Origin of the sequence: Variovorax paradoxus (assembly GCF_029919115.1) — a bacterium.
In the GTDB taxonomy this organism is placed as follows: Bacteria; Pseudomonadota; Gammaproteobacteria; order Burkholderiales; family Burkholderiaceae_C; genus Variovorax; species Variovorax paradoxus_O.
In genome coordinates, this window is record NZ_CP123990.1 from 5,568,689 (window position 1) to 5,590,022 (window position 21,334).

Annotated in this window: 18 protein-coding genes and 2 riboswitches; of the genes, 8 read left to right on the forward strand and 10 right to left on the reverse strand. The window is 65.8% G+C overall.

Features of this window, described 5'->3' with window-relative positions; all coding sequences use genetic code 11:
• Window positions 1-7: 7 nt before the first annotated feature.
• From QHG62_RS26580 to QHG62_RS26590, 3 genes are all read right to left on the reverse strand, one after another.
• The gene (locus tag QHG62_RS26580) at window positions 8-1,765 is read right to left on the reverse strand and encodes a phosphoethanolamine transferase (RefSeq protein WP_281148573.1); all 1,758 of its coding nucleotides are present in this window, start codon (window positions 1,763-1,765) and stop codon (window positions 8-10) included.
• A 69-nt stretch (window positions 1,766-1,834) separates the two neighbouring features.
• Window positions 1,835-2,404 (reverse strand): phosphatase PAP2 family protein, encoded by a 570-nt coding sequence (locus QHG62_RS26585; RefSeq protein WP_281148574.1) that lies wholly within the window; start codon window positions 2,402-2,404, stop codon window positions 1,835-1,837.
• The gene (locus tag QHG62_RS26590; protein ID WP_432445563.1) at window positions 2,391-3,140 is read right to left on the reverse strand and encodes a phosphatase PAP2 family protein; all 750 of its coding nucleotides are present in this window, start codon (window positions 3,138-3,140) and stop codon (window positions 2,391-2,393) included. Before QHG62_RS26590 ends, QHG62_RS26585 begins: the two co-directional genes overlap by 14 nt.
• Before the next feature lie 145 nt (window positions 3,141-3,285).
• On the opposite strand from QHG62_RS26590, the gene QHG62_RS26595 reads away from it, so the two are divergent.
• Together QHG62_RS26595 and QHG62_RS26600 are read left to right on the forward strand one after the other, a co-directional pair.
• Window positions 3,286-3,960 (forward strand): winged helix-turn-helix domain-containing protein, encoded by a 675-nt coding sequence (locus QHG62_RS26595; protein ID WP_281148576.1) that lies wholly within the window; start codon window positions 3,286-3,288, stop codon window positions 3,958-3,960.
• Complete coding sequence (locus QHG62_RS26600; RefSeq protein WP_281148577.1) at window positions 3,957-5,309, forward strand: ATP-binding protein; 1,353 nt, start codon at window positions 3,957-3,959, stop codon at window positions 5,307-5,309. Before QHG62_RS26595 ends, QHG62_RS26600 begins: the two co-directional genes overlap by 4 nt.
• Before the next feature lie 14 nt (window positions 5,310-5,323).
• Here the strand turns inward: QHG62_RS26600 and QHG62_RS26605 are convergent, their stop codons facing one another.
• The 3 genes from QHG62_RS26605 to QHG62_RS26615 are packed head-to-tail and all read right to left on the reverse strand — an operon-like array spanning window position 5,324 to window position 7,433.
• Window positions 5,324-5,746, reverse strand: a complete 423-nt coding sequence (locus QHG62_RS26605; protein WP_281148578.1) for an acyl-CoA thioesterase — start codon at window positions 5,744-5,746, stop codon at window positions 5,324-5,326.
• Window positions 5,743-6,630: a DMT family transporter gene (locus QHG62_RS26610; RefSeq protein ID WP_281151828.1), complete on the reverse strand. Its 888-nt coding sequence runs from the start codon at window positions 6,628-6,630 to the stop codon at window positions 5,743-5,745. Before QHG62_RS26610 ends, QHG62_RS26605 begins: the two co-directional genes overlap by 4 nt.
• A gap of 20 nt (window positions 6,631-6,650) precedes the next feature.
• Window positions 6,651-7,433 carry an SDR family oxidoreductase gene (locus QHG62_RS26615; protein WP_157614560.1) on the reverse strand — a complete coding sequence of 261 codons (783 nt, stop codon included), beginning with the start codon at window positions 7,431-7,433 and terminating at the stop codon, window positions 6,651-6,653.
• A gap of 116 nt (window positions 7,434-7,549) precedes the next feature.
• Here QHG62_RS26615 and QHG62_RS26620 point away from each other — a divergent pair, with 116 nt between their 5' ends.
• Window positions 7,550-9,247, forward strand: a complete 1,698-nt coding sequence (locus QHG62_RS26620; protein WP_281148579.1) for an electron transfer flavoprotein-ubiquinone oxidoreductase — start codon at window positions 7,550-7,552, stop codon at window positions 9,245-9,247.
• Window positions 9,248-9,519: 272 nt separating this feature from the next.
• Here the strand turns inward: QHG62_RS26620 and QHG62_RS26625 are convergent, their stop codons facing one another.
• The 4 genes from QHG62_RS26625 to QHG62_RS26640 all read right to left on the reverse strand — a co-directional run bounded on the left by QHG62_RS26625 (window position 9,520) and on the right by QHG62_RS26640 (window position 16,355).
• On the reverse strand, window positions 9,520-13,164 hold the full coding sequence (locus QHG62_RS26625) for a hydantoinase B/oxoprolinase family protein (protein ID WP_281148580.1): 3,645 nt from the start codon (window positions 13,162-13,164) through the stop codon (window positions 9,520-9,522).
• Window positions 13,165-13,207: 43 nt separating this feature from the next.
• Window positions 13,208-14,500 (reverse strand): MFS transporter, encoded by a 1,293-nt coding sequence (locus tag QHG62_RS26630; protein ID WP_281148581.1) that lies wholly within the window; start codon window positions 14,498-14,500, stop codon window positions 13,208-13,210.
• A gap of 42 nt (window positions 14,501-14,542) precedes the next feature.
• Window positions 14,543-15,358 carry a putative hydro-lyase gene (locus tag QHG62_RS26635; protein ID WP_281148582.1) on the reverse strand — a complete coding sequence of 272 codons (816 nt, stop codon included), beginning with the start codon at window positions 15,356-15,358 and terminating at the stop codon, window positions 14,543-14,545.
• A gap of 91 nt (window positions 15,359-15,449) precedes the next feature.
• Window positions 15,450-16,355 (reverse strand): LysR family transcriptional regulator, encoded by a 906-nt coding sequence (locus tag QHG62_RS26640; RefSeq protein ID WP_281148583.1) that lies wholly within the window; start codon window positions 16,353-16,355, stop codon window positions 15,450-15,452.
• A 102-nt stretch (window positions 16,356-16,457) separates the two neighbouring features.
• Between QHG62_RS26640 and denD the strand changes: the two genes are divergently transcribed.
• The 5 genes from denD to QHG62_RS26665 all read left to right on the forward strand — a co-directional run bounded on the left by denD (window position 16,458) and on the right by QHG62_RS26665 (window position 21,085).
• A complete protein-coding gene (gene denD / locus QHG62_RS26645; protein ID WP_281148584.1) occupies window positions 16,458-17,474 on the forward strand; it encodes a D-erythronate dehydrogenase in 1,017 nt (338 codons plus the stop codon).
• 72 nt (window positions 17,475-17,546) lie between these two features.
• Window positions 17,547-18,518 carry a TRAP transporter substrate-binding protein gene (locus QHG62_RS26650; protein WP_281148585.1) on the forward strand — a complete coding sequence of 324 codons (972 nt, stop codon included), beginning with the start codon at window positions 17,547-17,549 and terminating at the stop codon, window positions 18,516-18,518.
• Window positions 18,519-18,604: 86 nt separating this feature from the next.
• Window positions 18,605-19,099 (forward strand): TRAP transporter small permease, encoded by a 495-nt coding sequence (locus QHG62_RS26655; protein ID WP_281148586.1) that lies wholly within the window; start codon window positions 18,605-18,607, stop codon window positions 19,097-19,099.
• Window positions 19,096-20,373, forward strand: a complete 1,278-nt coding sequence (locus tag QHG62_RS26660) for a TRAP transporter large permease (RefSeq protein WP_281148587.1) — start codon at window positions 19,096-19,098, stop codon at window positions 20,371-20,373. The genes QHG62_RS26655 and QHG62_RS26660 overlap by 4 nt, the downstream gene beginning before the upstream one ends.
• Window positions 20,374-20,521: 148 nt before the next feature.
• Window positions 20,522-21,085 carry a hypothetical protein gene (locus QHG62_RS26665; protein WP_281148588.1) on the forward strand — a complete coding sequence of 188 codons (564 nt, stop codon included), beginning with the start codon at window positions 20,522-20,524 and terminating at the stop codon, window positions 21,083-21,085.
• Window positions 21,086-21,107: 22 nt separating this feature from the next.
• A riboswitch (glycine riboswitch) is annotated at window positions 21,108-21,198 on the forward strand.
• Between the two features lie 12 nt (window positions 21,199-21,210).
• Window positions 21,211-21,322: riboswitch (glycine riboswitch) on the forward strand.
• Window positions 21,323-21,334: the final 12 nt, after the last annotated feature.

The following is a 21,334-nucleotide window of genomic DNA, read 5'->3' on the forward strand; positions in this document are numbered from 1 at the left end:
AGGGTCTTCAGGCCCTGCTTCTGCACGAAGCGAGCGCGTCGAGAGTGGGCTTGTAGGTGGAGTTGGCCACGTCCATCAGCCCGAGCACCGTGTGATAGAGGTTATCGTGCGTGAGCGGTGCATCAAGGCCCGCTTCCATGCACGGCCGGGAGAGCTTGCGGCGCTCGCTCATGCCTTGGCTGAACCAGGTGACCATGGGCACGTGCTTCTGGGCCTCCGGCGCAAAGCTGTAGGGCACGCCATGCAGGAACAGGCCGTACTCCCCCAGCGATTCGCCGTGGTCGCTCACGTAGAGCAGCGCCGGGTCGTACTGCCCCGACTGGGCCTTGAGCCAGTCGATGGTCTGGCCCAGGAAACGGTCGGTCTGGGCGATGGAGTTGTCGTACACGTTCTGCAGCTCGGCATGGCCGCACTCCGCCAGCGCGTTGGTCTTGCATTCGGGCAGGAAGCGCTTCACCTCCGGCGCCGAACGCTTGTAGTAGGCCGGCCCGTGGCTGCCCATCTGGTGCATGACCAGTACCACGCCCTTGGCACGCCGCTCGGCCGGCAGCGCGGCAATGCGTGCATCCAGCCCCTTGAGCATGACGTCGTCCAGGCACTCCTCGCCGTCGCACAGTGCGCCTTTCTGCGCCGGCGACAGGCTGTCGAAGGCCGAGGCATTCGGAACACGCGTGCAGACATCCTTGCAGCCGGCCTGGTTGTCGAGCCACAGCACGGCCAGCCCGGCGGCCTGCAGCACGTCGACCAGGTTTTCGTAGTCGTCCTTGCGCGATTCGTAGCCTTGCTTGCCGAGGGGCGAGAACATGCACGGCACCGAAGCCAGCGTGTTGGTGCCGCACGAATGCACGTCGCGGTAGCTCAGCACGCCACGCGCGGCCAGCTCGGGCGTGGTGTCGCGCGCGTAGCCGTTCAGGCCGAAGTGGTCGGCCCGGGCCGTTTCGCCCACCACCAGAACGAACATCGGTGGCCGTACCTGCCCCGCGTAGCTCGCTCCCAAGGCCGTACCTGCGGTGATCGGAATCAGCTTTCGGCTGCGCTTGAACATCGGCTTGATGAGCACCGAGCCGGCCGAATAGAGGCTTGCGACAGGATTCATCATGTAGCGCAGGTGCACGTTGTTGCGCATCAGCGGCGCGAGTTGCCGGTTCATCGACACGGCCGCAACCAGTGCCACCGCCAGCGCCAAAACCAGCAAAGCCGCATTGCGCCAGAGCTTGGCAACAAAGCGCATCGGCACGATGCGCGCGCGCCAGAGCGCCAGCGCCGGCAGCAGCACGACCAGCAGCACATGGAACGCCATGCGCCAGCCCATGAGGTCGCGCGCTTCGTTCGGGTCGGTCTGGAGCACGTTGGCGATCATGGTCGGATCCATGACCACGCGGTATTCGAGCATGTAGTGCTGCACGAACGCAGCCAGCAGCACCACCGCAAACCACAGCGGCTTCATCCAGCGAGACCATGCGGTGAACGACAGCAGCGCGACCGTTGCGCACACCATGAGCACGGCCATGGCTGCACTTGTGGGCAGGTAGGTGCTGGGCGCGCCGCCAATGCGGGCGAGCTCGTCCCACAGCGGCCAGTTGGCAGCGGCGGCAAGGTAGAGGGCGAGCCAGACCACCACGCGCTGCGCGGTGCGCGGCCGCGTGAGCCAGGCATCGATGCGTGCCCACAGCGTTTGTGCAAACGCCAGGTACGGGGCGCCGGCTGCCGGCAACTCCATGCCCCGCGCGGGCGCTGGCGCGGGTTCGATTCGCGTGAAAGACATGCGCCGACTGTAGGAAGCGCAACTGAAGGAAGCCTGAATTGCGCGTTCAGCCGGTGTTCAGAATCGAGCTCAGGCTCGGGCTCGTCTCGCCCTCAGCCTGGGCCGCATGTAGGCCCTGAGCGCCAGGTTCAGCGGCCGGCTCACGCGGCGCTCCACCAGGATGGATACCAGCGCAGCAAGCATCGCGCCGACGACCACGTCGAACGGAAAGTGCAGCCCCAGGAACACCCGGCTCCATCCGACCACGGCGGCCACCACCAGCGCTGCTGCCATGGGCGCCCGCCACGGCAGGCACCACAGGGCAAACGCCGCGGCAAAAGTGCCGGCGGCATGCAGGCTTGGAAAGCCCGGCCGTGCGCCCTGCGGCGCCCACTGGATTCCAAGCCCGTAGAACGCGGGCCGCTGGAACGGCATGGCCGAGCGGAACACGTTCACGAAGAGCCAGACCGCCAGCACGCTGACCAGTGCCGTGAAAAACGCATACCGCAGGCGCCGGTCGAGCGCCGCGCCACCCATGATGGCAACGGCCAGCACGATCGGCAGCACATCGGAGGCAAAGCGCGCGAAATGAATGCTCCACGCGGGCGCCGTAGCGCCCGCGTTCATCAGCTCGAACAGCGCGACATCAAGAGCCTGCATTCAACACGACGGATTCGGCGGCAGGTTCGGCGGCGGACGAACGGGAGATGCGAGGCGCGGCAATCAGCTCGATTGCGAATCCGACCGCCCAGCAGATCCAGGCGGTCCAGAGCGTGTGGCTCATGTAGTGCGCGCCGCGCAGCTGCTGCGACATGCCCAGCATGAGCCCGGCAACCAGCGATGCGCAAAGCCAGATGACTGCAGCACGCGGCGACACCCGGCGCAGCACGAAATAGCCCCCCACGTAGGCGAAGGCCGCCGAGGCATGGCCAGCCGGAAAGCAACCGCCCGGGCCGCCGTCGTAGACCTTCCAGGCCCAGTGCGACACATGGCTTGCGGTGCCGCCAAACTCCTTCAGGTCCCACGGGCAGCTTGTGTGGCTCGCATGCTTGAGCAGGCTGATTGCAACCACCGAGAGCAGCACCGTAAAAGCCAGCTGTGCCCGCGCGCGAACAGGCAGCCGCCGCAGAATGCCCATCGGCCAGCGGATGCTTGCGAACAGCGCAATGACGAGCAACCAGCTCAGGTTCTTTGCGCTTTCATGCATCACGCGGACAAGAAAAGCGTTGTCGCGCCACGGAAAGCCCATGGGCGTGCCCGCGAGGCGCGCCAGCGCAAGGTCGCCCTGGGTAGCGTCCCACGCGAGCAGCAGCGCCAGCAGGAGGAGGGTCACCCCTCCCAGGCGAAGATTCGAGGGAAGTTTCGGGGGATTCGGAAGATTCGGAACACGCGTCATGAGCAGAGAAACCAGCAAGCATGAAAACCCTTCCAGCCTACGTTCGTGGCCTGAACCGATCCTGAAGCGGCCTGAACGGGAACTGACACCGCCCAGCCAAGCTGCCGTCGGCGCTAGACTTCGTTTTTTTGAAAGATGACCTCGCGTGCGCATATTGCTCGTCGAAGATGACAGTGCGTTGGCAGACGCCGTGTGCAGCTACCTGGTCGCGAAGGCCTTTGTGGTCGACGTGGCGCCCGGCCTTGCCGAAGCGCGCGGCGCCCTGCTGTCGGTGCAATACGCCGCCGTGCTGCTCGACCTGCACCTGGGCGACGGCGACGGCCTTTCGCTGCTGCCGCAGGTGCGTGCGTTGCGCGAGCCGCCCATCGTGATCGTGCTGACCGCGCGCGACCAGGTGACCGACCGCATCCGCGGGCTCGACGCCGGTGCGGACGACTACCTCATCAAGCCCTACGATCCGGCAGAGCTTCTGGCGCGGCTGCGTGCAGTCGAACGAAGGCGCAGCGCCGGTAGCTCGCCGGTGCTGCATTTGGGCACGCTCGAAATCGACCTGGCGCAAGACCGCGTCCGCAAGGATGGAAATCCGGTGGTGCTGACCCAGAAGGAATGGGCGCTGCTGCGGGTAATGGCCACCCGCCCCGAGCGCATCCACACCCGCGAAAACCTTGCCGATGCGCTCTACGGCTTCGGCGACGAGGCCGACAGCAACACGCTCGAGGTATTCATCAGCCGGCTGCGGCGCAAGCTGGGCAAGAGCCACATACAGACACTGCGCGGCCTCGGCTATCGCCTGTCGACATCGGCAGACGACGACGAATGAGCACCGCACCTTCGAAAAACGGCCGCGACACGCTGGCCGGCCGACTGACTCGCACCCTGATTGTCTGGGTCGGCGGCGTGTGGATGCTCTGCGTGCTGGCAGTGGTCTGGTATGTGGACCGCGAGATCAACCACAACTTCGACAACGAACTGGTCGAGGTGTCGCACCGCATGTTCGACATGGCGGTGCAAGAGCTCGACAAGCTGCAGCAGGCGGGCACTCCCACCGAAACGCCGATGATTGCGCCGAAGCAATTGTTTTCGGAAGACGCGGTGAAGTACCAGGTCGTCGACATCCACGAGCACGTGCTGCTGCGGTCGGCCGAGGCGCCCACCAATGCCTTCGACGTTCCGCTTGCCTCGGGCTTTGCAAACAACCAGACCTGGCGCATCTACACCGTGCGGCATCCCACGCGGGGGCTCTACTTTCAGGTGGCCGATCCGCTCGACGAGCGGCGCTCCGCGCTGAACCGCACGCTCTTCGGGCTGATCATTCCGCTTGGCGCCGTGCTGCCGCTGCTGGCACTGGTGCTGCGCAACGTGGCCCGCACCGAATTGCGCGTGCTGCAGCAGCTTGCGGGTGAAATTGAAAAGCGCAGCGGCGCCGACCTGCGGCCCATCGCCCTGCCCGGCCTGCCGCGTGAGCTGCGCTCCGTGGGCGACCACGTCAACAGCCTGCTGGAGCGGCTGTCGCATTCGCTCGACGTTGAACGCGCCCTGGCCGCCAATGCCGCACACGAGTTGCGAACGCCGCTGGCGGCGGCGCGGCTGCGCTTGCAGACTGCGCTCGAGCACGACCTGCAGCGCAACGACGTGCAGGCCGCGCTCGATGCGCTGCAAATGCTGAGCCACCGCACCGAAAAGCTGTTGCAGCTGTCGCGGGCCGAGTCGGGCGCATCGCTTGCGCGTTCGCGGGTCGACCTGGTCCAGCTTGCCGGCGCGGTGGTGCAGGAGTTCTGGAACGATCCGCAAGTCAACGAAAGGTTGGACCTCAAGCTGCCCGACAGCGCGGCCCCGGTGGCGGTAGGCGATGTCGACGCACTCGCGATCGCGCTTCGCAACCTGGTGGAGAACGCCCTGCGCTACAGCGGCGGGGCCCGGGTGGTGGTGGAGGTGATGGCGCCCTGCACGCTCGCGGTGCGCGACTTCGGCCCCGGCGCGAGCGCGGTGCAGCTCGCCTCTTTGCAGCAGCGCCATGTGCGCCACAGCTCCGACCGCGCGGGCTACGGGCTGGGGCTGTCGATCGTGGGCACCATTGTCGAGAAGCACAATGCGAAGCTCGAACTCGCATCACCGCCGGAAGGCGCTGCCAGCGGCTTCGAAGCGCGCATCGTGCTGCCGCAGGCCTGAGCGCCAGCGGCGCCCTACTCGCTCACGACCGCGCGCAGCCAGTCGGGCAGGGGCAACGCCTTCTGCTTGGGAAAGTCGACCCAGATCGTGGTCGCCCCGCCCGCGGCGCAAACCACGTCGGGCGCCTCGGCCCGCGCCATGGTGGCCCAGCTCTCGAACGTGGTGCGCGCCGGGTCGCTCACGTACATCTTGATGAGCACGTCGCCGGGGTACTCGATCTGCCGGTAGAAATTGCAGAAGGCATTGACGATCACCATGCCTTCGCCACCGGGCGTCGGCTCGATGCCGAGCGAGCGTATCCAGTCGATGCGCGCGGTTTCGAGGTAGCGAAAATAGGTGCCGTTGTTCAGGTGCCCCATGGCGTCCATGTCGCCCCAGCGGATCGGGATCGACATTTCAAACACGAACTTCTTCTTTTCGGGAATTTCGATTCTCATCGGTGGGCCTTGATGGATGCGAGGATGCCAAGAACGAACAAGAGCGCGGCCGCCAACTCGGTGGCTTGGGGCCAGCGCCCGTCCCATAAAAAGGAATAGAGCAGCGCGAACAACGTCTCGCTCACGATCAGCTGGCCGCACAGGCTGGCCGACAGGCGCTGGCTCGCGATGTTCCACAAAATGGTAGCGAGCCATGAAGAGCCGAACCCGCCCGCCAACGCAAGCCAGACGAAGAGCATGCCTTGGGGCTGGGCGCGAAGCGTGGCCACGTCGCTGCCGGCCACCACCCACAGCAGCAAGGCGCCCACGCCCGTCGCAATGCCAAGCCAGTTGGCCCAGTCGGTCGCGTTGAGTTCGGCGTGTCGCTGCAGCCAGGCGGCGTTGAGAAGGCCGTACACCGTCCAGCTTGCCATGGCACAGAGCGCCAATGCGATGCCCCAGCCGAAACGAACGCCGTTGCCGGCCGTGCCGTGCTGCGCCGACCAGGCGCCGTAGACCATGAGCGCAATGCCCGCGCCCGTGAGCACCAGGCCGGGCAGCAGCGCCCGCATGCGCAGCCCCGCGGGCCGGCCGAGCAGCATCATCCAGACGGGAATGGTGCCGATGACGAGGCTGGGCACCTCGGTGCCGGCGGCCGCAATGCCGAAGGCCAGCAGCAGGTAGTAGCCGCTGAACCCCAGCACGCTTAGGCCAAGCGCCGCAAGGGCCTGCTGCCTGTTGGGCCAGCGCAGCGACGCAGGCCGCGTAAACACCGCAAGCGCGGAGATGGCGCCGAACACCGCGAAGCGCGCAGCCGTGATGTCGACCATGCCGAAGTGCCCGACCATGCGCGGCGCCACGAACACCAGGCCCCAGAGCGCGCCCGCGCCCAGCCCGGCGGCAATGCCGACCCAGGCGCGCGGCGTCAGAGCGCGAACCCGTCGTCGGCGGCAATGACCGCGCCGTTCACGAAATGGCTCTGCCCGCTGGCCAGCAGCACGATGAGGCCGTCCAGGTCTTCGGGCTTGCCCACGCGCTTGCGCGGCAGCATGCTCACGAGCTTGGCGCCGCCTTCGGAGGCCCAATGGTCTTCGTTGAGTTCCGTGGTGATGTAGCCGGGGCACAGTGCGTTCACGTTGATGCCGAAGCGGCCCCACTCGAGCGCCATGGCCTTGGTCATCTGCACCACGGCGGCCTTGCTCATGCAGTAGGCACCGATCTGCGGCATGACCTTGAGCGCCGCCACCGAGGCGATGTTGATGATGCGCCCGCCGATGTAGGTGCCCGGCGCCGAGCCCTTGGCGCGCGCCAGCATGCGCTTGCCCACCTCTTGCGCAACGAAGAAAGAGCCCTTCACGTTGGTGTCGAAGATGTAGTCGTAGTCGTCGGGGGTCACGTCCTGCAGGCGCTGGGTGGTGCTCACGCCCGAGTTGTTGACCAGGATATCGATGGGGCCCACCTCGGTTTCGGCGCGCGCCACGGCGGCCTTGATGCTGCCGATCTCGGTCACGTCGAGCTCGACCACGTGTGCGTCGCCGCCCTCGCCTTCGATGCGGGCGCGCAATTCCTTGAGCTTTTCGACCCGGCGGCTCGCGAGCACCACGGCGGCACCGGCGCGCGCCAGCGTTTTCGCGAACTGCGCACCCAGCCCGCTGGAAGCGCCGGTGACGAAGGCCACGCGGCCCGAAAGATCGATGCTGTAAGCCATGAAAAGCGGTCCTGTTGAGTCGTTGCCGAGTCGCCGAGGTGACGCCCTGCACTCCACATAAAATGTTTCGCGCCCTCGAAGCGTCCGAGCCTCAAATCATTATCGACGAGACCCACATGACCCACGACGAAATCCTCGCCCAGTTCGGCCCCCGCGAATCCATGGAATATGACGTGGTGGTCGTCGGCGGCGGCCCGGCCGGCCTCTCGACCGCCATCCGGCTCAAGCAACTGGCCGCGCAGCACGAAAAGGAAATCTCGGTGGTGGTGCTCGAAAAGGGCTCCGAGCCCGGTGCGCACATTCTCTCGGGCGCCATCATGGACCCGCGCGCGCTGAACGAGCTGCTTCCCGACTGGAAGGAGCAAGGCGCTCCGCTGAACCAGCCCGTCACCGACGACGCGATGGTGTTCCTGGGCGAAAAGTCGGGCCTGCGCACACCCAGCATGTTCCTGCCGGCCTGCTTCCAGAACCACGGCAACTACATCATCAGCCTGGGAGCCTTCACCAAGTGGCTGGCGCAGCAGGCCGAGAACCTGGGTGTCGAAATCTTTCCGGGCTTTCCGGCGGCCGAGGTGCTCTACAACGAGAACGGCTCGGTACGCGGCGTGGCCACCGGCAACATGGGTGTGGGCAAGGACGGCGAGCCGACCGAAAACTTCCAGCTGGGCATGGAGCTGCTGGGCAAGTACACGGTGTTTGCCGAAGGCGCGCGCGGCCACCTTGGCCGCCAGCTCATCAGCCGGTTCAAGCTCGACGAAGGCCGCGATCCGCAGACCTACGGCCTGGGCGTGAAGGAAGTGTGGGAGATCGACCCCAAGCGCCACCAGCCCGGCTTCGTGCTGCATACCGCCGGCTGGCCGATGAAGAGCGACACCTACGGCGGCGCGTTCCTCTATCACATGGAAGACAACAAGATTTCCATGGGTTTCATCACCGGACTGGACTACAGCAACCCGTACCTGAGCCCATTCGAGGAAATGCAGCGCTGGAAGCTGCACCCGAACATCCGCTGGTACCTCGAAGGCGACGAGGCCAAGGGCATCAAGCCGGCCAAGCGCATCGGCTACGGCGCGCGCGCCATTACGGCCGGCGGCCTGCTGTCGCTGCCAAAAACGGTGTTCCCGGGCGGCGCGCTGGTGGGCTGCGAGGCGGGCTACCTGAACGTGAGCCGCATCAAGGGCAGCCACGCGGCAATCAAGACGGGCATGCTGGCCGCCGAAGCCGCCTTCGACGCGGTGCAGGCCGGCCGCCAGCACGACGAACTCACGGCCTACCCGGCCGCGTTCGAGAAGAGCTGGCTCTACACGGAGCTGAAGAAGGCACGCAACTTCAAGGCCTGGTTCAAGAAGGGGCTGGGCATTGCCACGTTCATGAACGGCATCGAACAATGGCTGCTGAAGGGCAACATTCCATGGACCCTGCACCGCAACAAGCCCGACCACCTGTATCTCAAGCCGGCGGCGGAATGCAAGCCCATCGTCTACCCCAAGCCGGACGGCAAGCTCACGTTCGACCGGCTGTCGAGCGTGTTCATCAGCAACACCAATCACGAGGAGCAGCAGCCGGCCCACCTGACGCTCAAGGATGCGTCGGTTCCGGTGAACATCAACCTCTCGAAGTTCGCGGGTCCTGAAAGCCGCTATTGCCCGGCTGGTGTGTACGAGTTCGTGGGCACCGATGACGGCAAGCAGCGCCTGCAGATCAACGCGCAGAACTGCGTGCACTGCAAGACCTGCGATATCAAGGACCCGACGCAGAACATCGTGTGGGTTACGCCTGAGGGGGGCGGCGGGCCGAATTACGTGGGGATGTAACTCCTCCGGGTTGTTGTTTTTGGCGCTCTTGTTCAGGGCGTGTGCAAAGGCCACCGGGTACTCCCCTCCGCGAATGTCCCCCGGGGCTGCGCCCCTAATGTCCCCCGCCTTCGGCTCCTCCTTTATTTCGCTGCGGGGAGCACCCGATGCCCTGTGCACTGGGCACGCTGCTGGTGTACCGGGAGGAGGCCGCAGGCCGGGGGACATTCGCGGAGAAAGGTACCCCGTCGGCGGGGGCGCGCCCTGAAAAGACCCAAATTTCAGCCGAGGCTCTAGCCCCACCCGCCCCCGCCAGGCGTCTCGACCACGAACACGTCCCCTGGTGCCATCTGCACCTGCCCGATGTGGTCCAGCCGCTCGACAGTGCCATCGGCCCGTTCCACGCGGTTGATGCCCACCGCACCCGCTTCGCCACCCGCTCCGCCGAACGCTCCGTAGAGCCGGCCATTGCTGAGGATCGATGCCGTCATGGGCGCCAGGAAGCGCACGCGCCGCACGCCGCCGTCGCCGCCGCGCCAGCGCCCTGCCCCGCCTGAACCGGCGCGCAGGCGGTAGCTGTCGAGCCGCACCGGGTAGCGGAACTCCAGCACCTCGGGGTCGGTGAGCCGCGAATTGGTCATGTGGGTCTGCACCACGCTCGTGCCGTCGAAACCGGGGCCGGCGCCAGAGCCGCCCGATATGGTTTCGTAATACTGGTGCTCGCCGTCGCCGAAGGTGAAGTTGTTCATGGTGCACTGGCTTGCCGCCATCACGCCCAGCGCACCGTAGAGCGCGTTGGTTACGCAGCTCGAGGTTTCGACATTGCCTGCCACCACCGCGGCCGGCGGAAGGGGGTTGAGCATGCAACCGTTTGGCACGATCACTTCAATGGGCTTAAGGCAGCCCGCGTTGAGCGGAATGTCGTCGTCCACCAGGGTGCGGAACACATACAACACCGCCGCCATGGTGATCGCGCGCGGCGCGTTGAAGTTGTTCGGCAACTGGGCGCTGGTGCCGGTGAAATCGACGACGGCCGAGCGCTTGATCGCATCGACCGTGACGCGAACGCGAATCTGTGCGCCATTGTCCAGCGGCAGCGTGAACTCGCCGTTCTTCAGCGCGGTGATGACACGGCGCACCGATTCTTCGGCGTTGTCCTGCACATGGCCCATGTAGGCGGCCACGGTCTCGCGGCCGAACTGCGCCACCATGGCCTGCAGCTCTTGCACGCCCTTTTCGTTGGCAGCAATCTGTGCGCGCAAGTCGGCGAGGTTCTGCTCGATGTTGCGCGACGGATGAGGCCCGCTTCCCAGCAGCGCGCGAAGCTCGGCCTCGCGCAGGCGGCCGCCTTCCACCAGCTTGAAGTTGTCGATCAGCACGCCTTCGTCGCCGATGGTGGCCGAGAACGGCGGCATCGAGCCGGGCGTGATGCCGCCCACGTCGGCATGGTGGCCGCGCGAGGCGACGTAGAACGAAGGCCGCGCATCACCCTCCTCCAGATACACGGGCGTGACCACTGTGATGTCGGGCAGGTGCGTGCCGCCGTGGTACGGGTCGTTCAGCACGAAGACGTCGCCGGGCTTCATGCCGGGGTTGCCGTCGATCACGGTCTTGATCGATTCGCTCATCGAGCCCAGGTGCACCGGCATGTGCGGCGCATTGGCGATCAAGTTGCCCTGCACGTCGAACAGCGCGCAAGAAAAGTCGAGCCGCTCCTTGATGTTGACCGAGTAGGCCGTGTTCTGCAGCCGCAGGCCCATCTGCTCGGCAATGTTCATGAAGAGGTTGTTGAACACTTCGAGCATCACCGGGTCGGCGCTGGTGCCCATGGCTTGGGTGGCCACGCGTGGCCGCACGCGGTGCAACTCGATGCCGGCCGAGGTGGCGCGCGCCTGCCAGCCGGGCTCGATCACCGTGGTGGCGTTGCGGCCCGCGAGGATGGCGGGGCCGTCGATGGACGCACCGGGTTGAAGCGCGGCCTCGTCGAACAGCGCCGCATCGCGCCAGCCAGCGGCTTTTTCGTCGGCCTCGCAGTACATGCGCACGGCCGCCAGCGGCTCGGGTGCGTATGAAGCTGCATCCGCCTGGGCCGCCGGCGGTGCGCCGCGTTCGCTGGCGCCTACGGCTTCTACCGTCACCGCCTCGATCACCAGCGCGCGTTCTGCCATCAGGAAGGCAAAGCGCCTGCGATAGCCGGCTTCAAACTCGCCGCGCATCGCGGCAATGGCTTCGTCCGCCGAACCCGCCATGGGCAGGGCGCAGGCCAGTGCGGTGTCGGTGCCTTCATAGCGAAGCTGCACGCGGTGCACCTCGGCAATGGCGGCATCTGCCACGCCTTGCTCGCGCAGTTCGCCTTTCGCCTGGTTGGCAAGGGCATCGGCCGCCTCGCGTGCCGCCGCCAGGCCTTGCGCATCGAGCCGGCGTTCGAGCGCCAGCTCGCGCATCGCCAACTGGTCCGCCAGCCCCATGCCGAAAGCCGAGAGAACGCCCGCCAGCGGATGCAGGTAGACGCTGCGCATGGCCAGCGCGTCGGCCACCAGGCAGGCGTGCTGGCCGCCCGCGCCGCCGAAGCACTGCAGCGTGTACTGCGTGACGTCGTAGCCGCGCGCAACCGAAATGCGCTTGATGGCATTGGCCATGCTGGCCACGGCGATGCGCAATGCGCCGCTCGCCACTTCTTCGGCATTCACGGCACGGCCGGTGGCTTCCGATATACGACGCGCCATGGCGTCGAACCCACTCCGTGCCGCTGCAAGATCGAGCGGCTCGTCGGCATTCGGGCCGAACACGTGCGGAAAATGCGTGGGCTGGATCTTGCCGAGCAGCACGTTCGCGTCGGTGGTGGTGAGCGGCCCACCGCGCCGGTAGCTTGCCGGCCCGGGGTTGGCGCCGGCTGATTCAGGGCCCACGCGCAGCCGCGCGCCGTCGAAGGCAATGACCGAACCGCCGCCCGCCGCCACCGTGTGAATGCTCATCATCGGCGCGCGCATGCGCACGCCGGCCACCTGGGTTTCGAACGAACGCTCGAACTCGCCGGCATAGTGCGACACGTCGGTGGAGGTGCCGCCCATGTCGAAGCCGATGACCCGCGCATGGCCCGCATCGAGCGCGGTGCGCACCATGCCGACGATGCCGCCCGCCGGGCCCGAAAGAATCGCGTCCTTGCCCTGGAAGCGATCGGCCTGCGTAAGCCCGCCCGAGCTCTGCATGAAGAACAGCGGCACGCCCGGCATCTGCCGAGACACCTGCTCCACATAGCGCCGCAGGATCGGGCTCAGGTAGGCATCGACCACCGTGGTGTCGCCGCGCGGCACCAGCTTCATGAGCGGGCTGGTCTTGTGCGACACCGACACCTGCGCAAAGCCGATTGCCCTTGCGATGCGCTCGGCCGCGAGTTCGTGCGCGGTGTAGCGCCAGCCGTGCATGAAGACGATGGCACATGCGCGCAGGCCGGCATCGAATGCATCTTGCAGCGCCGAACGCAGCGCGCCTTCGTCGAGCGGCTGCACGACGCCGCCTTGCGCATCCATGCGCTCGCTGGCCTCGATCACTCGCACGTACAGCAGCTCGGGCAGTACGATGCGGCGGTCGAACAGGCGGGGCCGCGCCTGCGTGGCGATGCGCAGCGCATCGCGAAAGCCTTGCGTGGTGACCAGCACCGTCGGCTCGCCCTTGCGCTCCAGCAGCGCATTGGTGGCGACCGTGGTGCCCATCTTCACGCATTCGACGCGCTCGGGGGTCACGGGTTCGCCGGGCTTCAGCTTCAGCAGGCGGCGAATGCCTTCGACGGCGGCGTCCTTGTACTGCTCGGGGTTTTCGGACAGCAGCTTGAGCGTGTGCAGGCCGCCCTCGGGGTCGCGGCCGACCAGGTCGGTGAATGTACCGCCGCGGTCGATCCAGAACTGCCAGCGGGACGGGAGAAGGGAATGCGTGGTCATGAGAAGAAAGGGAGGAGTCTTCGCGAAGAAAAGGAGGTTCGGATCAGTTCTGGCGCAGATCGCGCCCGCGGGTCTCTGGCAGGCACAGCGCCACCACGACAACCATGGCGTAGGCCACCGCCGCGCACACGCCGATGGCCGTGCCCAGCGGAAGATGCATACGGTCGCTCAGCACGCCGACCAAGGCCGGAAAAGTGGCACCGATGCCGCGCCCGAAGTTGTAGCAAAAACCCTGCCCGGAGCCGCGCAGCTCATTGGGAAAAAGCTCCGACAGAAAAGCACCCGCGCCGCTGAAAATGCCCGACATGAAAAAGCCGAGCGGAAAGCCGAGCAGCAGCATCAGGCCGTCGGTGATCGGCAGCAGCGTGTAGGCATAGACCAGCGATCCCGCGCCAATGGCAAACAGGATGAACGCGCGGCGGCGGCCGAGCCGGTCTGACAAGTAGGCGCCGCACAAGTAGCCCACAAAAGCGCCGACGATGAACATGAACTGGTAGCCGCCCGAACCCAGCACCGTGAGATGCCGCTCGTTCTTCAGGAAGGTGGGCAGCCAGACGCCGATGGCGTAGTAGCCCCCCTGCATGCCCGTGAACAACAGGCTCGCGAGCACGGTGGTGCGCAGCATGCCCGGCTTGAAGATCGCGAGGAAGTTGCCGCTGCGCTCGCCGCGTTCGACGGCCGCGCGGCTTTGGACATAGATCTCCGGGTCGCGAATCGAACGGCGAATGAAAACAATCAGCACTGCCGGCAACAGCCCGAGCATGAACATCACGCGCCACGAATACTCCGGCGGCAAGAACGAGAACAGCGCCATCGACACCAGCACCGCCGCGCCCCACCCCACGGCCCAGCTGCTCTGCACCAGCCCCACCGCCTTGCCCCGATAGGCCGGCCGGATCATTTCGGCAATGAGCACCGAGCCCACGGCCCATTCGCCGCCGAAGCCCAGGCCTTGCAGCGTGCGCGCAATCAGCAGCTGCTCCGGCGTTTGCGCCAGGCCGCAGGCAAAGGTGAAGATCGCGAACACCAGGATGGTGAGCTGCAGGATGCGCACCCGCCCATACTTGTCGGCCAGGATGCCGGCGCCCCAGCCACCGATGGCGGAAGCCACCAGCGTGGCGGTACCGATCAGGCCCACTTCGGTCTTGCTCATGCCCCACAGCGACAGCAGGATGGGCGTGACCAGCGGCAGCGTGTAGTAGTCGAACGCATCGACCGCATAGCCGCTGAACGACGCGGTGAGCGTGCGTTTCTCGTTCAGGTTGAGCGTGCGCAGCCAGCTGCCTTCGGCGTGTGCGCCGTCGCCCGCCTGCGTGGCGTCGAGGGTGGTCTTCATGGTTTGTCTCCAGGTATGAAATCTTGGGGAAAGAACGGCGGCCTAGAACGCAGCCAGGCGGTGGTGCAGCAGGTCGGTCACCAGCATCGAGCCCGGCGCGTGGGTAATGGCAAACGGCAGCTTGGCGGCAGCCAATGCGGCCTGGGGCGTCACGCCGCAAGCCCAGAACACGGGGAGCTCGTCGGCCATGACCTCGACCGCGTCGCCGTAGTCGGGATCGGCAATCGCCCGGACACCGATCAGCGCCGGATCGCCGATGTGCACCGGCGCACCGTGCACCGCCGGAAAGCGCGAGGTGATCTGCACCGCGCGAATGGCATCGGCCGCGCGCAGCGGGCGCATCGACACCACCATCGGTCCATGGAACGGGCCCGCCGGCGCAGTGGCGACCGACGTGCGGTACATCGCCACGTTGCGGCCCTGCTCCACATGGCGCAGCACAATGCCCTCGGCCATCAGCGCATGCTCGAAAGTGAACGAGCAGCCGATGATGAAGCTCACCATGTCGTCGCTCCACAGGGCACGCACGTCGGTGGGTTCGTCGACCAGCACGCCGTCCCGCCACACGCGGTAGCGCGGCAGGTCGGTACGGATGTCGATGTCCTCGCCGAGCGCGGGCAACGCCGGGTCGCCGGCTTCGGACACGCCGAGCAGCGGGCACGGCTTCGGGTTGACCTGGCAAAAACGCAGGAAGTCGGCGGCATGCGCTTTCGGCAGGATCACGAGGTTGCCCTGCACATGGGCACTGGCCAGCCCGCTGGTGTGGGCGGCCAGCGTGCCGCTGCGGCAGGCCTGGCGCACAGCCAGCGCGCTGCTCGCAGCGCCGGGTTGTTCTACGAAGGATTGGCGGTTCGACATTTGGCGTTTTCGATGCCCGATGCATCGCTGTGGTGTGATTCGACGGATTGTGGGAATCCGCGCTCACGAACGCCAACGCAAAGTTTCCCGCTCAGCTCATCGATTTTTTCGATGACCCTTGGCGGTGCGAGGCATGCACCACCGCGGAGCCGAGCGCGGCCTCGGGCAGCGGAGAAGAGGGGTCGTCCCGGTAGCTCGCGTAGATGGGCAGCGGCTCCAGCGTGTCGTCGCACGGCAGCACGCGCAGCGGCAGTCGCCGCGCCAGCGGCTCGACCACCGCGCGCGGCAGCGTGGCCACACCAAAGCCGGCCTCCACCAGCTGCGCCATCGCCGAGATCGACGAGATTGCGTGCACCCGCGGCGGCGGACTGCCGGCTTCGCGGAACAGTTCGAGCAGCGCCACGTGCGGCTGCGAGCCGCGCTGAAAGGTCAAGAGGTCGAGCGAGAGCAGGTCCGGCAGGCGGTAGCGCCGCTTCAGGTGCAGCTCGCGGTGCCCGACGAAGCACATGGGCATGGGCGGCACGGCGCGGGTGCGCACGCCGTCGCCGGCGGCGGGCAGTGCGGCAAACACCAGGTCCTGCTTGCCGCGCTGAAGCTGGTCAACCAGCACCGGCGTGGTTTCGACGGTGAGTTCCAGTTCGAAGTCCGGATGCGTCGCCTGCATGTGCTTGAGCCAGCCGGTGAGCCAGCTGTGCACCACCGACTCGATGGCGCCCACGCGCAGCACGGCCTCGCGCACGGCGCCCGAGCCCATCTCGGCCTTGATGTGCATCTGCATTTCAAGCAGCTTCTGCGCGAAGGCATGAAAGCGCTGCCCCGCCACCGTGAGGCGGAACTGCTTGTCGCGCCGGTCGAGCAGCAGAACGCCAAGCTCACGCTCGAGTGCCGCAATGCGGCTGGAAAGCGCCGATTGCGTAAGGTGCAGCTTCTCGGCCGCACGTGTGACGCTCTTGAGCGCCACGGCCCAGTGAAAGGCTTCAACGAATCGCAGGTTCATCGTTTTCCGGTCGGCCGGTTCCTTGATTGCGCGAGCCGCGAGTGTCGCCTGAGCGAGGCGTTCCGCTGCGATATGCTCGTTGCGAAAGGAGACAAGACAACCATGCAGATCGTCATTACCGGCGGTACCGGCTTCGTTGGCGCACGCCTTGCCCGCACGCTGCTGAAGCAGGGCCGGCTATCGCTTGCGGGTGCCCCGGTGCGCGACATTTCGCGCATCACCCTGGTCGACCGCGTCGCACCGCCACCCGACCTTGCGGCCGACCCGCGCATCGTGGCCGCCCTTGGCGACCTGAACGAGCAACTGGCTTCACCCGACGCGGCGCTCTGGCGAGAAGCCGACGCCATCTTTCACCTGGCCGCCGCGGTCAGCGGCGAATGCGAGGCCGATTTCGACCTGGGCATGCGCAGCAACTTCGCCGCCACGCACGCCCTGCTCGACAAGGCGCGCGCTGTGGGCACTCGCCCTCTGGTGGTGTTTGCCAGCTCGCTCGCGGTGTTCGGCGATTCGCCCGAACAACCGCTGCCGCCGGTGATCGAAGACCACACGCTGCCTACGCCGCAGACCAGCTACGGCGTCCAGAAATTCATCGGCGAGCAGCTGGTGGCCGACTACACGCGCAAGGGCTTCATCCGCGGGCGCAGCGTGCGCCTGATGACGGTGAGTGTGCGCCCCGGCAAGCCCAACGGCGCAGCGTCGGGTTTTTTCAGCGGCATGATCCGCGAGCCGCTCGCGGGCATTCGCGCCGCCTGCCCGGTGCCCGACGAAACACCCGTGGCCATCGCATCGCCCGCCCGCACGGTCGAAGGCATCATCCGTGCTGCCGAGGCAAGCGATTCCGATTGGGGTCCGCGCACGGCGCTGAACCTGCCCTCGCTTTCCACCACGGTGGGCGAAATGGCCGCCGCGCTCGAACGCGTGGCCGGCAAGGCGGCCACCGCCCTGCTCGACCGCACGCCCGACCCGGCCATCCAGCGCATCGTGAAAACCTGGCCCGGACGCATCGAAACCGCCCGCGCCAAAGGGCTGGGACTTTCGGCGGATGCAGACTTCGAAGTAGTTATTCGTGATTACGTCCGTGAAAATCCCGACGCGGTGAAGCTCCCTGTTACGGCATAGTCGGCGGCTGCCCGCGAAGTTTGCTTTTTCCGCTTTATTTCTTCGCGCCTTCTTTTCTCTGGAGACAACACAATGAAATTGACCCGACTGGCCGCCGGCCTGGTTCTGGGCATGGGCATGGCCTGCGCCGCCTTCGCGCAGACCACCATGAAGATCAGCATTTCGACCGCGCAGAACTCGCACCAGGGTGTTGCGATCGACGTCTTTGCCAAGGAAGTCGAAAAGCGCACCGGCGGCCGCTACAAGGTCCAGACCTTCTACAACGGCTCATTGGGCGGCGAACGCGAGTCGATCGAAGCGGTGCAGCTCGGTACGCAGGAGCTGGCTTTCTCCTCGACCGGGCCGGTGCCCAATTTTGTGCCGGAGACAAAGATCCTCGACGTGCCGTTCCTGTTCCGCGACAAGGCCCATGCGCGCGCCGTGCTCGACGGCCCGATCGGCCAGGACCTGCTCACCAAATTCGACGCCAAGGGTTTCAAGGCGCTGGCCTGGGCGGAGAACGGCTTCCGCCACATGACCAACAGCAAGCGCGACGTGAAGGCGCCGGAAGACTTGAAGGGCCTGAAGATGCGCACCATGGAAAACCCGGTGCACATTGCGGCCTACAAGACCTTCGGCATTGTCACCACGCCCATGGCCTTCCCCGAAGTGTTTACCGCCCTGCAGCAAGGCACGGTCGATGGGCAGGAAAATCCGCTGTCGGTGATCATCTCGGCCAAGTTCGACCAGGTGCAAAAGCACCTTTCGCTCACCGGCCACGTCTACTCGCCGTGCATTTTCCTGATGAACAAGGCAGCGTTCGACAAGCTCAGCGCGGCCGACAAGCAGGCCTTCCTCGAGGCTGCCAAAGAAGGCACCAAGGCCAACCGCGCACGCGTGGACGAAGACGATGCCAAGGGCGTGGCCGACCTGCGCGCCAAAGGCATGACGGTGATCGACAACATCGACAAGACCAAGTTCGTCACCGCCCTGGGGCCGGTGAATGCACAGTTCGAAAAGGACTTCGGCAAGGCCAACCTCGACAAGATCCGCGAGTTCAAGTGAATTCGATGATGCTATCTCTTCGATAGCATCGGTGCCCGCTCAGTTCGATCTGGCGGGCTTTTTTGTTTTCAACATCACGACTGCAGATGAAAGAAAAATTTCTCGGCATCGAGCGCTGGACGACCGGCTTCTCGATGATCGCCGCCTGCGTGATGCTGGTCATCGCCTCCGGCTTGGGCGTGTTCCAGATCATCACGCGCTTCGTGCTCGAGCAGCCCGCCGAATGGAGCGAGATCCTGATCCGCATGAGCCTGATCTGGATGGTGTTCCTTGGCATTCCCATGGCTTTTCGCCAAGGGGCGATGGTGAGCGTGGACGTGCTCTACCGCTGGAGCCCGCCGCGCGTCAAACGCGTGCTCGACGCCGTGGTGAGTCTTGCGGCACTGGCGCTGATGCTGGTCATTCTGTGGTGGGGCTGGGACTACGCCATGCGGGGCCGCGTGCAATCGATGGCCGGGCTCGAAAGCATTTCGATGATGTGGTCGTACCTGGCGCTGCCGGTCGGTTCCGTTTTTTGCCTGTTCGGCATCGTTGGTAATTTTCTCGATCCCAAGCGGCTCGAACTGGAGACCGCGCAATGACCCCCGTGATGGTTGCAACGATGGTGCTGTGTTTTGCACTGTCGGTTTCAGTGGCGGTGTCCATCGGGCTCGCATCGATCCTGGGTATCCAGGTGGCCAACGTGAACATGCTCATCTCCGTAAAGGAGATGTTCAATTCGATCAACAAGTTTCCGCTGGCGGCCATTCCCTTCTTCATCCTGGCTGGCAACCTGATGGAAACCGGCGGCATCTCGCGCCGGCTGGTCGAATTTGCCAAGAGCATTGTGGGCGGTGTGCAGGGCGGCCTGCCGATGACCTGCGTGCTCACCTGCATGATCTTCGCGGCGGTGTCGGGCTCTTCGGTGGCCACCACCTTTGCCATCGGCGCCATCCTGATTCCGGCGCTCATCAAGCACGGCTACCCCACCGCGTACGCGGCGGCGCTTCAGGCCACCAGCGCCGAGCTGGGCGTGATCATTCCGCCTTCCATTCCGATGATTCTGTACGGCGTGAGCGCCGAGGTGTCCATCGGCGAGCTGTTCATTGCGGGCTTCGGCCCCGGCATTCTCATCAGCCTGGCGCTGATGCTGTTCGTCTGGGTGTATTGCAAGTGGAAGGGCTGGGGCAAGAACGACGGCGACGGCCGCATGTCCTTCGGCAAGGCGACCTGGCAGGCCGGCTGGGCACTGCTGATGCCAGTGATCATCCTGGGCGGCATCTACGGCGGCATCTTTACCCCCACCGAGGCTTCGGCGGTGGCGGTGTTCTATGCGCTGGTGGTCGGCATGGTGATCTACCGGGAGATCAAGCTCAAGGACCTGTACCTCATCCTGCGCAAGTCGGTGCTGTCGTCGGCGGTGATCATGTTCATCATCGCCAACGCGGGCCTGTTCGCCTTCCTGATCACGCGCGCGGGCGTGCCCGACGCCATCGGCCATTGGCTGCAGGAGGTGCTGAAGTCGCCGGCCATGTTCCTTTTGGGCGTGAACGCGGCGCTGTTCATCATCGGCATGTTCATCGAGACCAGTGCGGCCATCATCGTGCTCGCGCCCATCCTGGCGCCGGTGGCGGTGCACTTCGGCATCGACCCGGTTCATTTCGGGCTCATCATGGTGGTGAACCTCGCGCTCGGCATGATCACCCCGCCCTTCGGCGTGAACCTGTTCGCGGCGTGCACGGTAGCGCGCATATCGCTCGACCGGATCGTGAAGTACCTCATTCCCTTCGTGCTGGTGATCCTGGCCTGCCTGATGGTGATTACCTACGTGCCGTGGATATCGCTCGCGCTGCGCGACCTGGTGTACGCCAAGTAGCAGGCGACGCAAAAACCAGAGAGAAAAAGGGCAGCCTTCGCGGGCTGCCTTTTTTTATGCGGCAAATGCCCCTGTAAGGCAAACGTTTCACAAAGATGTCACCAGCCGCAACGATGCTGCAGCCTTCGATTCCGAAAGCTGTGGCGCCATGTTTCCCACCAAGACCGACAAGGCACGCGACGAGCTGCAAGGCGGGCAACGCACGCTCAGCCAGCGCGAGCGCGCGTTGCTGCTGATGGCCGACGGCCGGCGTTCGCTGACCGACTTCAGCCCACTGTTCGCGAGCCGCGACGAAGCCGAACAGACGCTGCGGGCGCTCATGAACCGCGGGTACCTGCACGACGCACAGGCCGCCGAGCCCAAAGCCGCCCCACCCGTTTCGGCGAGCCCGACACACCCGCCGATTCCGGCTCCTGCGGCGGAGCCCATTCGCGTGGCGACCTCGACCGACAATTTCGACGGCAAGCGCTCCCTCGCCACCACACGCATGTTCCTGTTCGACATCTGCGAGCGCATGTTCGTGCGGCGCGACCCCAAGTTCGCGGTGCAGATACGCGATGCGCTGCGCGAAGCCCGCGACCGCGACGCCATGCTGACGATTGCCGCGCTGATGCTCAACGAAGTCGAGAAAACCGCAGGCGCCGAGCGGGCCGAATCGCTGCGCGAGCGTATCGAAAGGTTGCTGCCGCCCGCTTCGGAAACCGTGCACTGAGGCCTTCCGCGATCCACTACACTTCGAAGGGTCAGGAGAGAGCTTCGCCACGCGAGGCCGCCGAAGGCGCAGGGGTTCCCCGAACGCTCAGGCAAAAGGACTGACAAGGCGCTGGCGCATGCCGGCGTTTCCTTGCTGGAGAGAGGCCCCTGCATCTTGCCGATGCGGCGGCCCACCGAAGGAGCAAACCCCGATCGTGGGGCGAATCTCTCAGGTAAAGCGGACAGCAGGGGTGGCCCATGGCTCGCG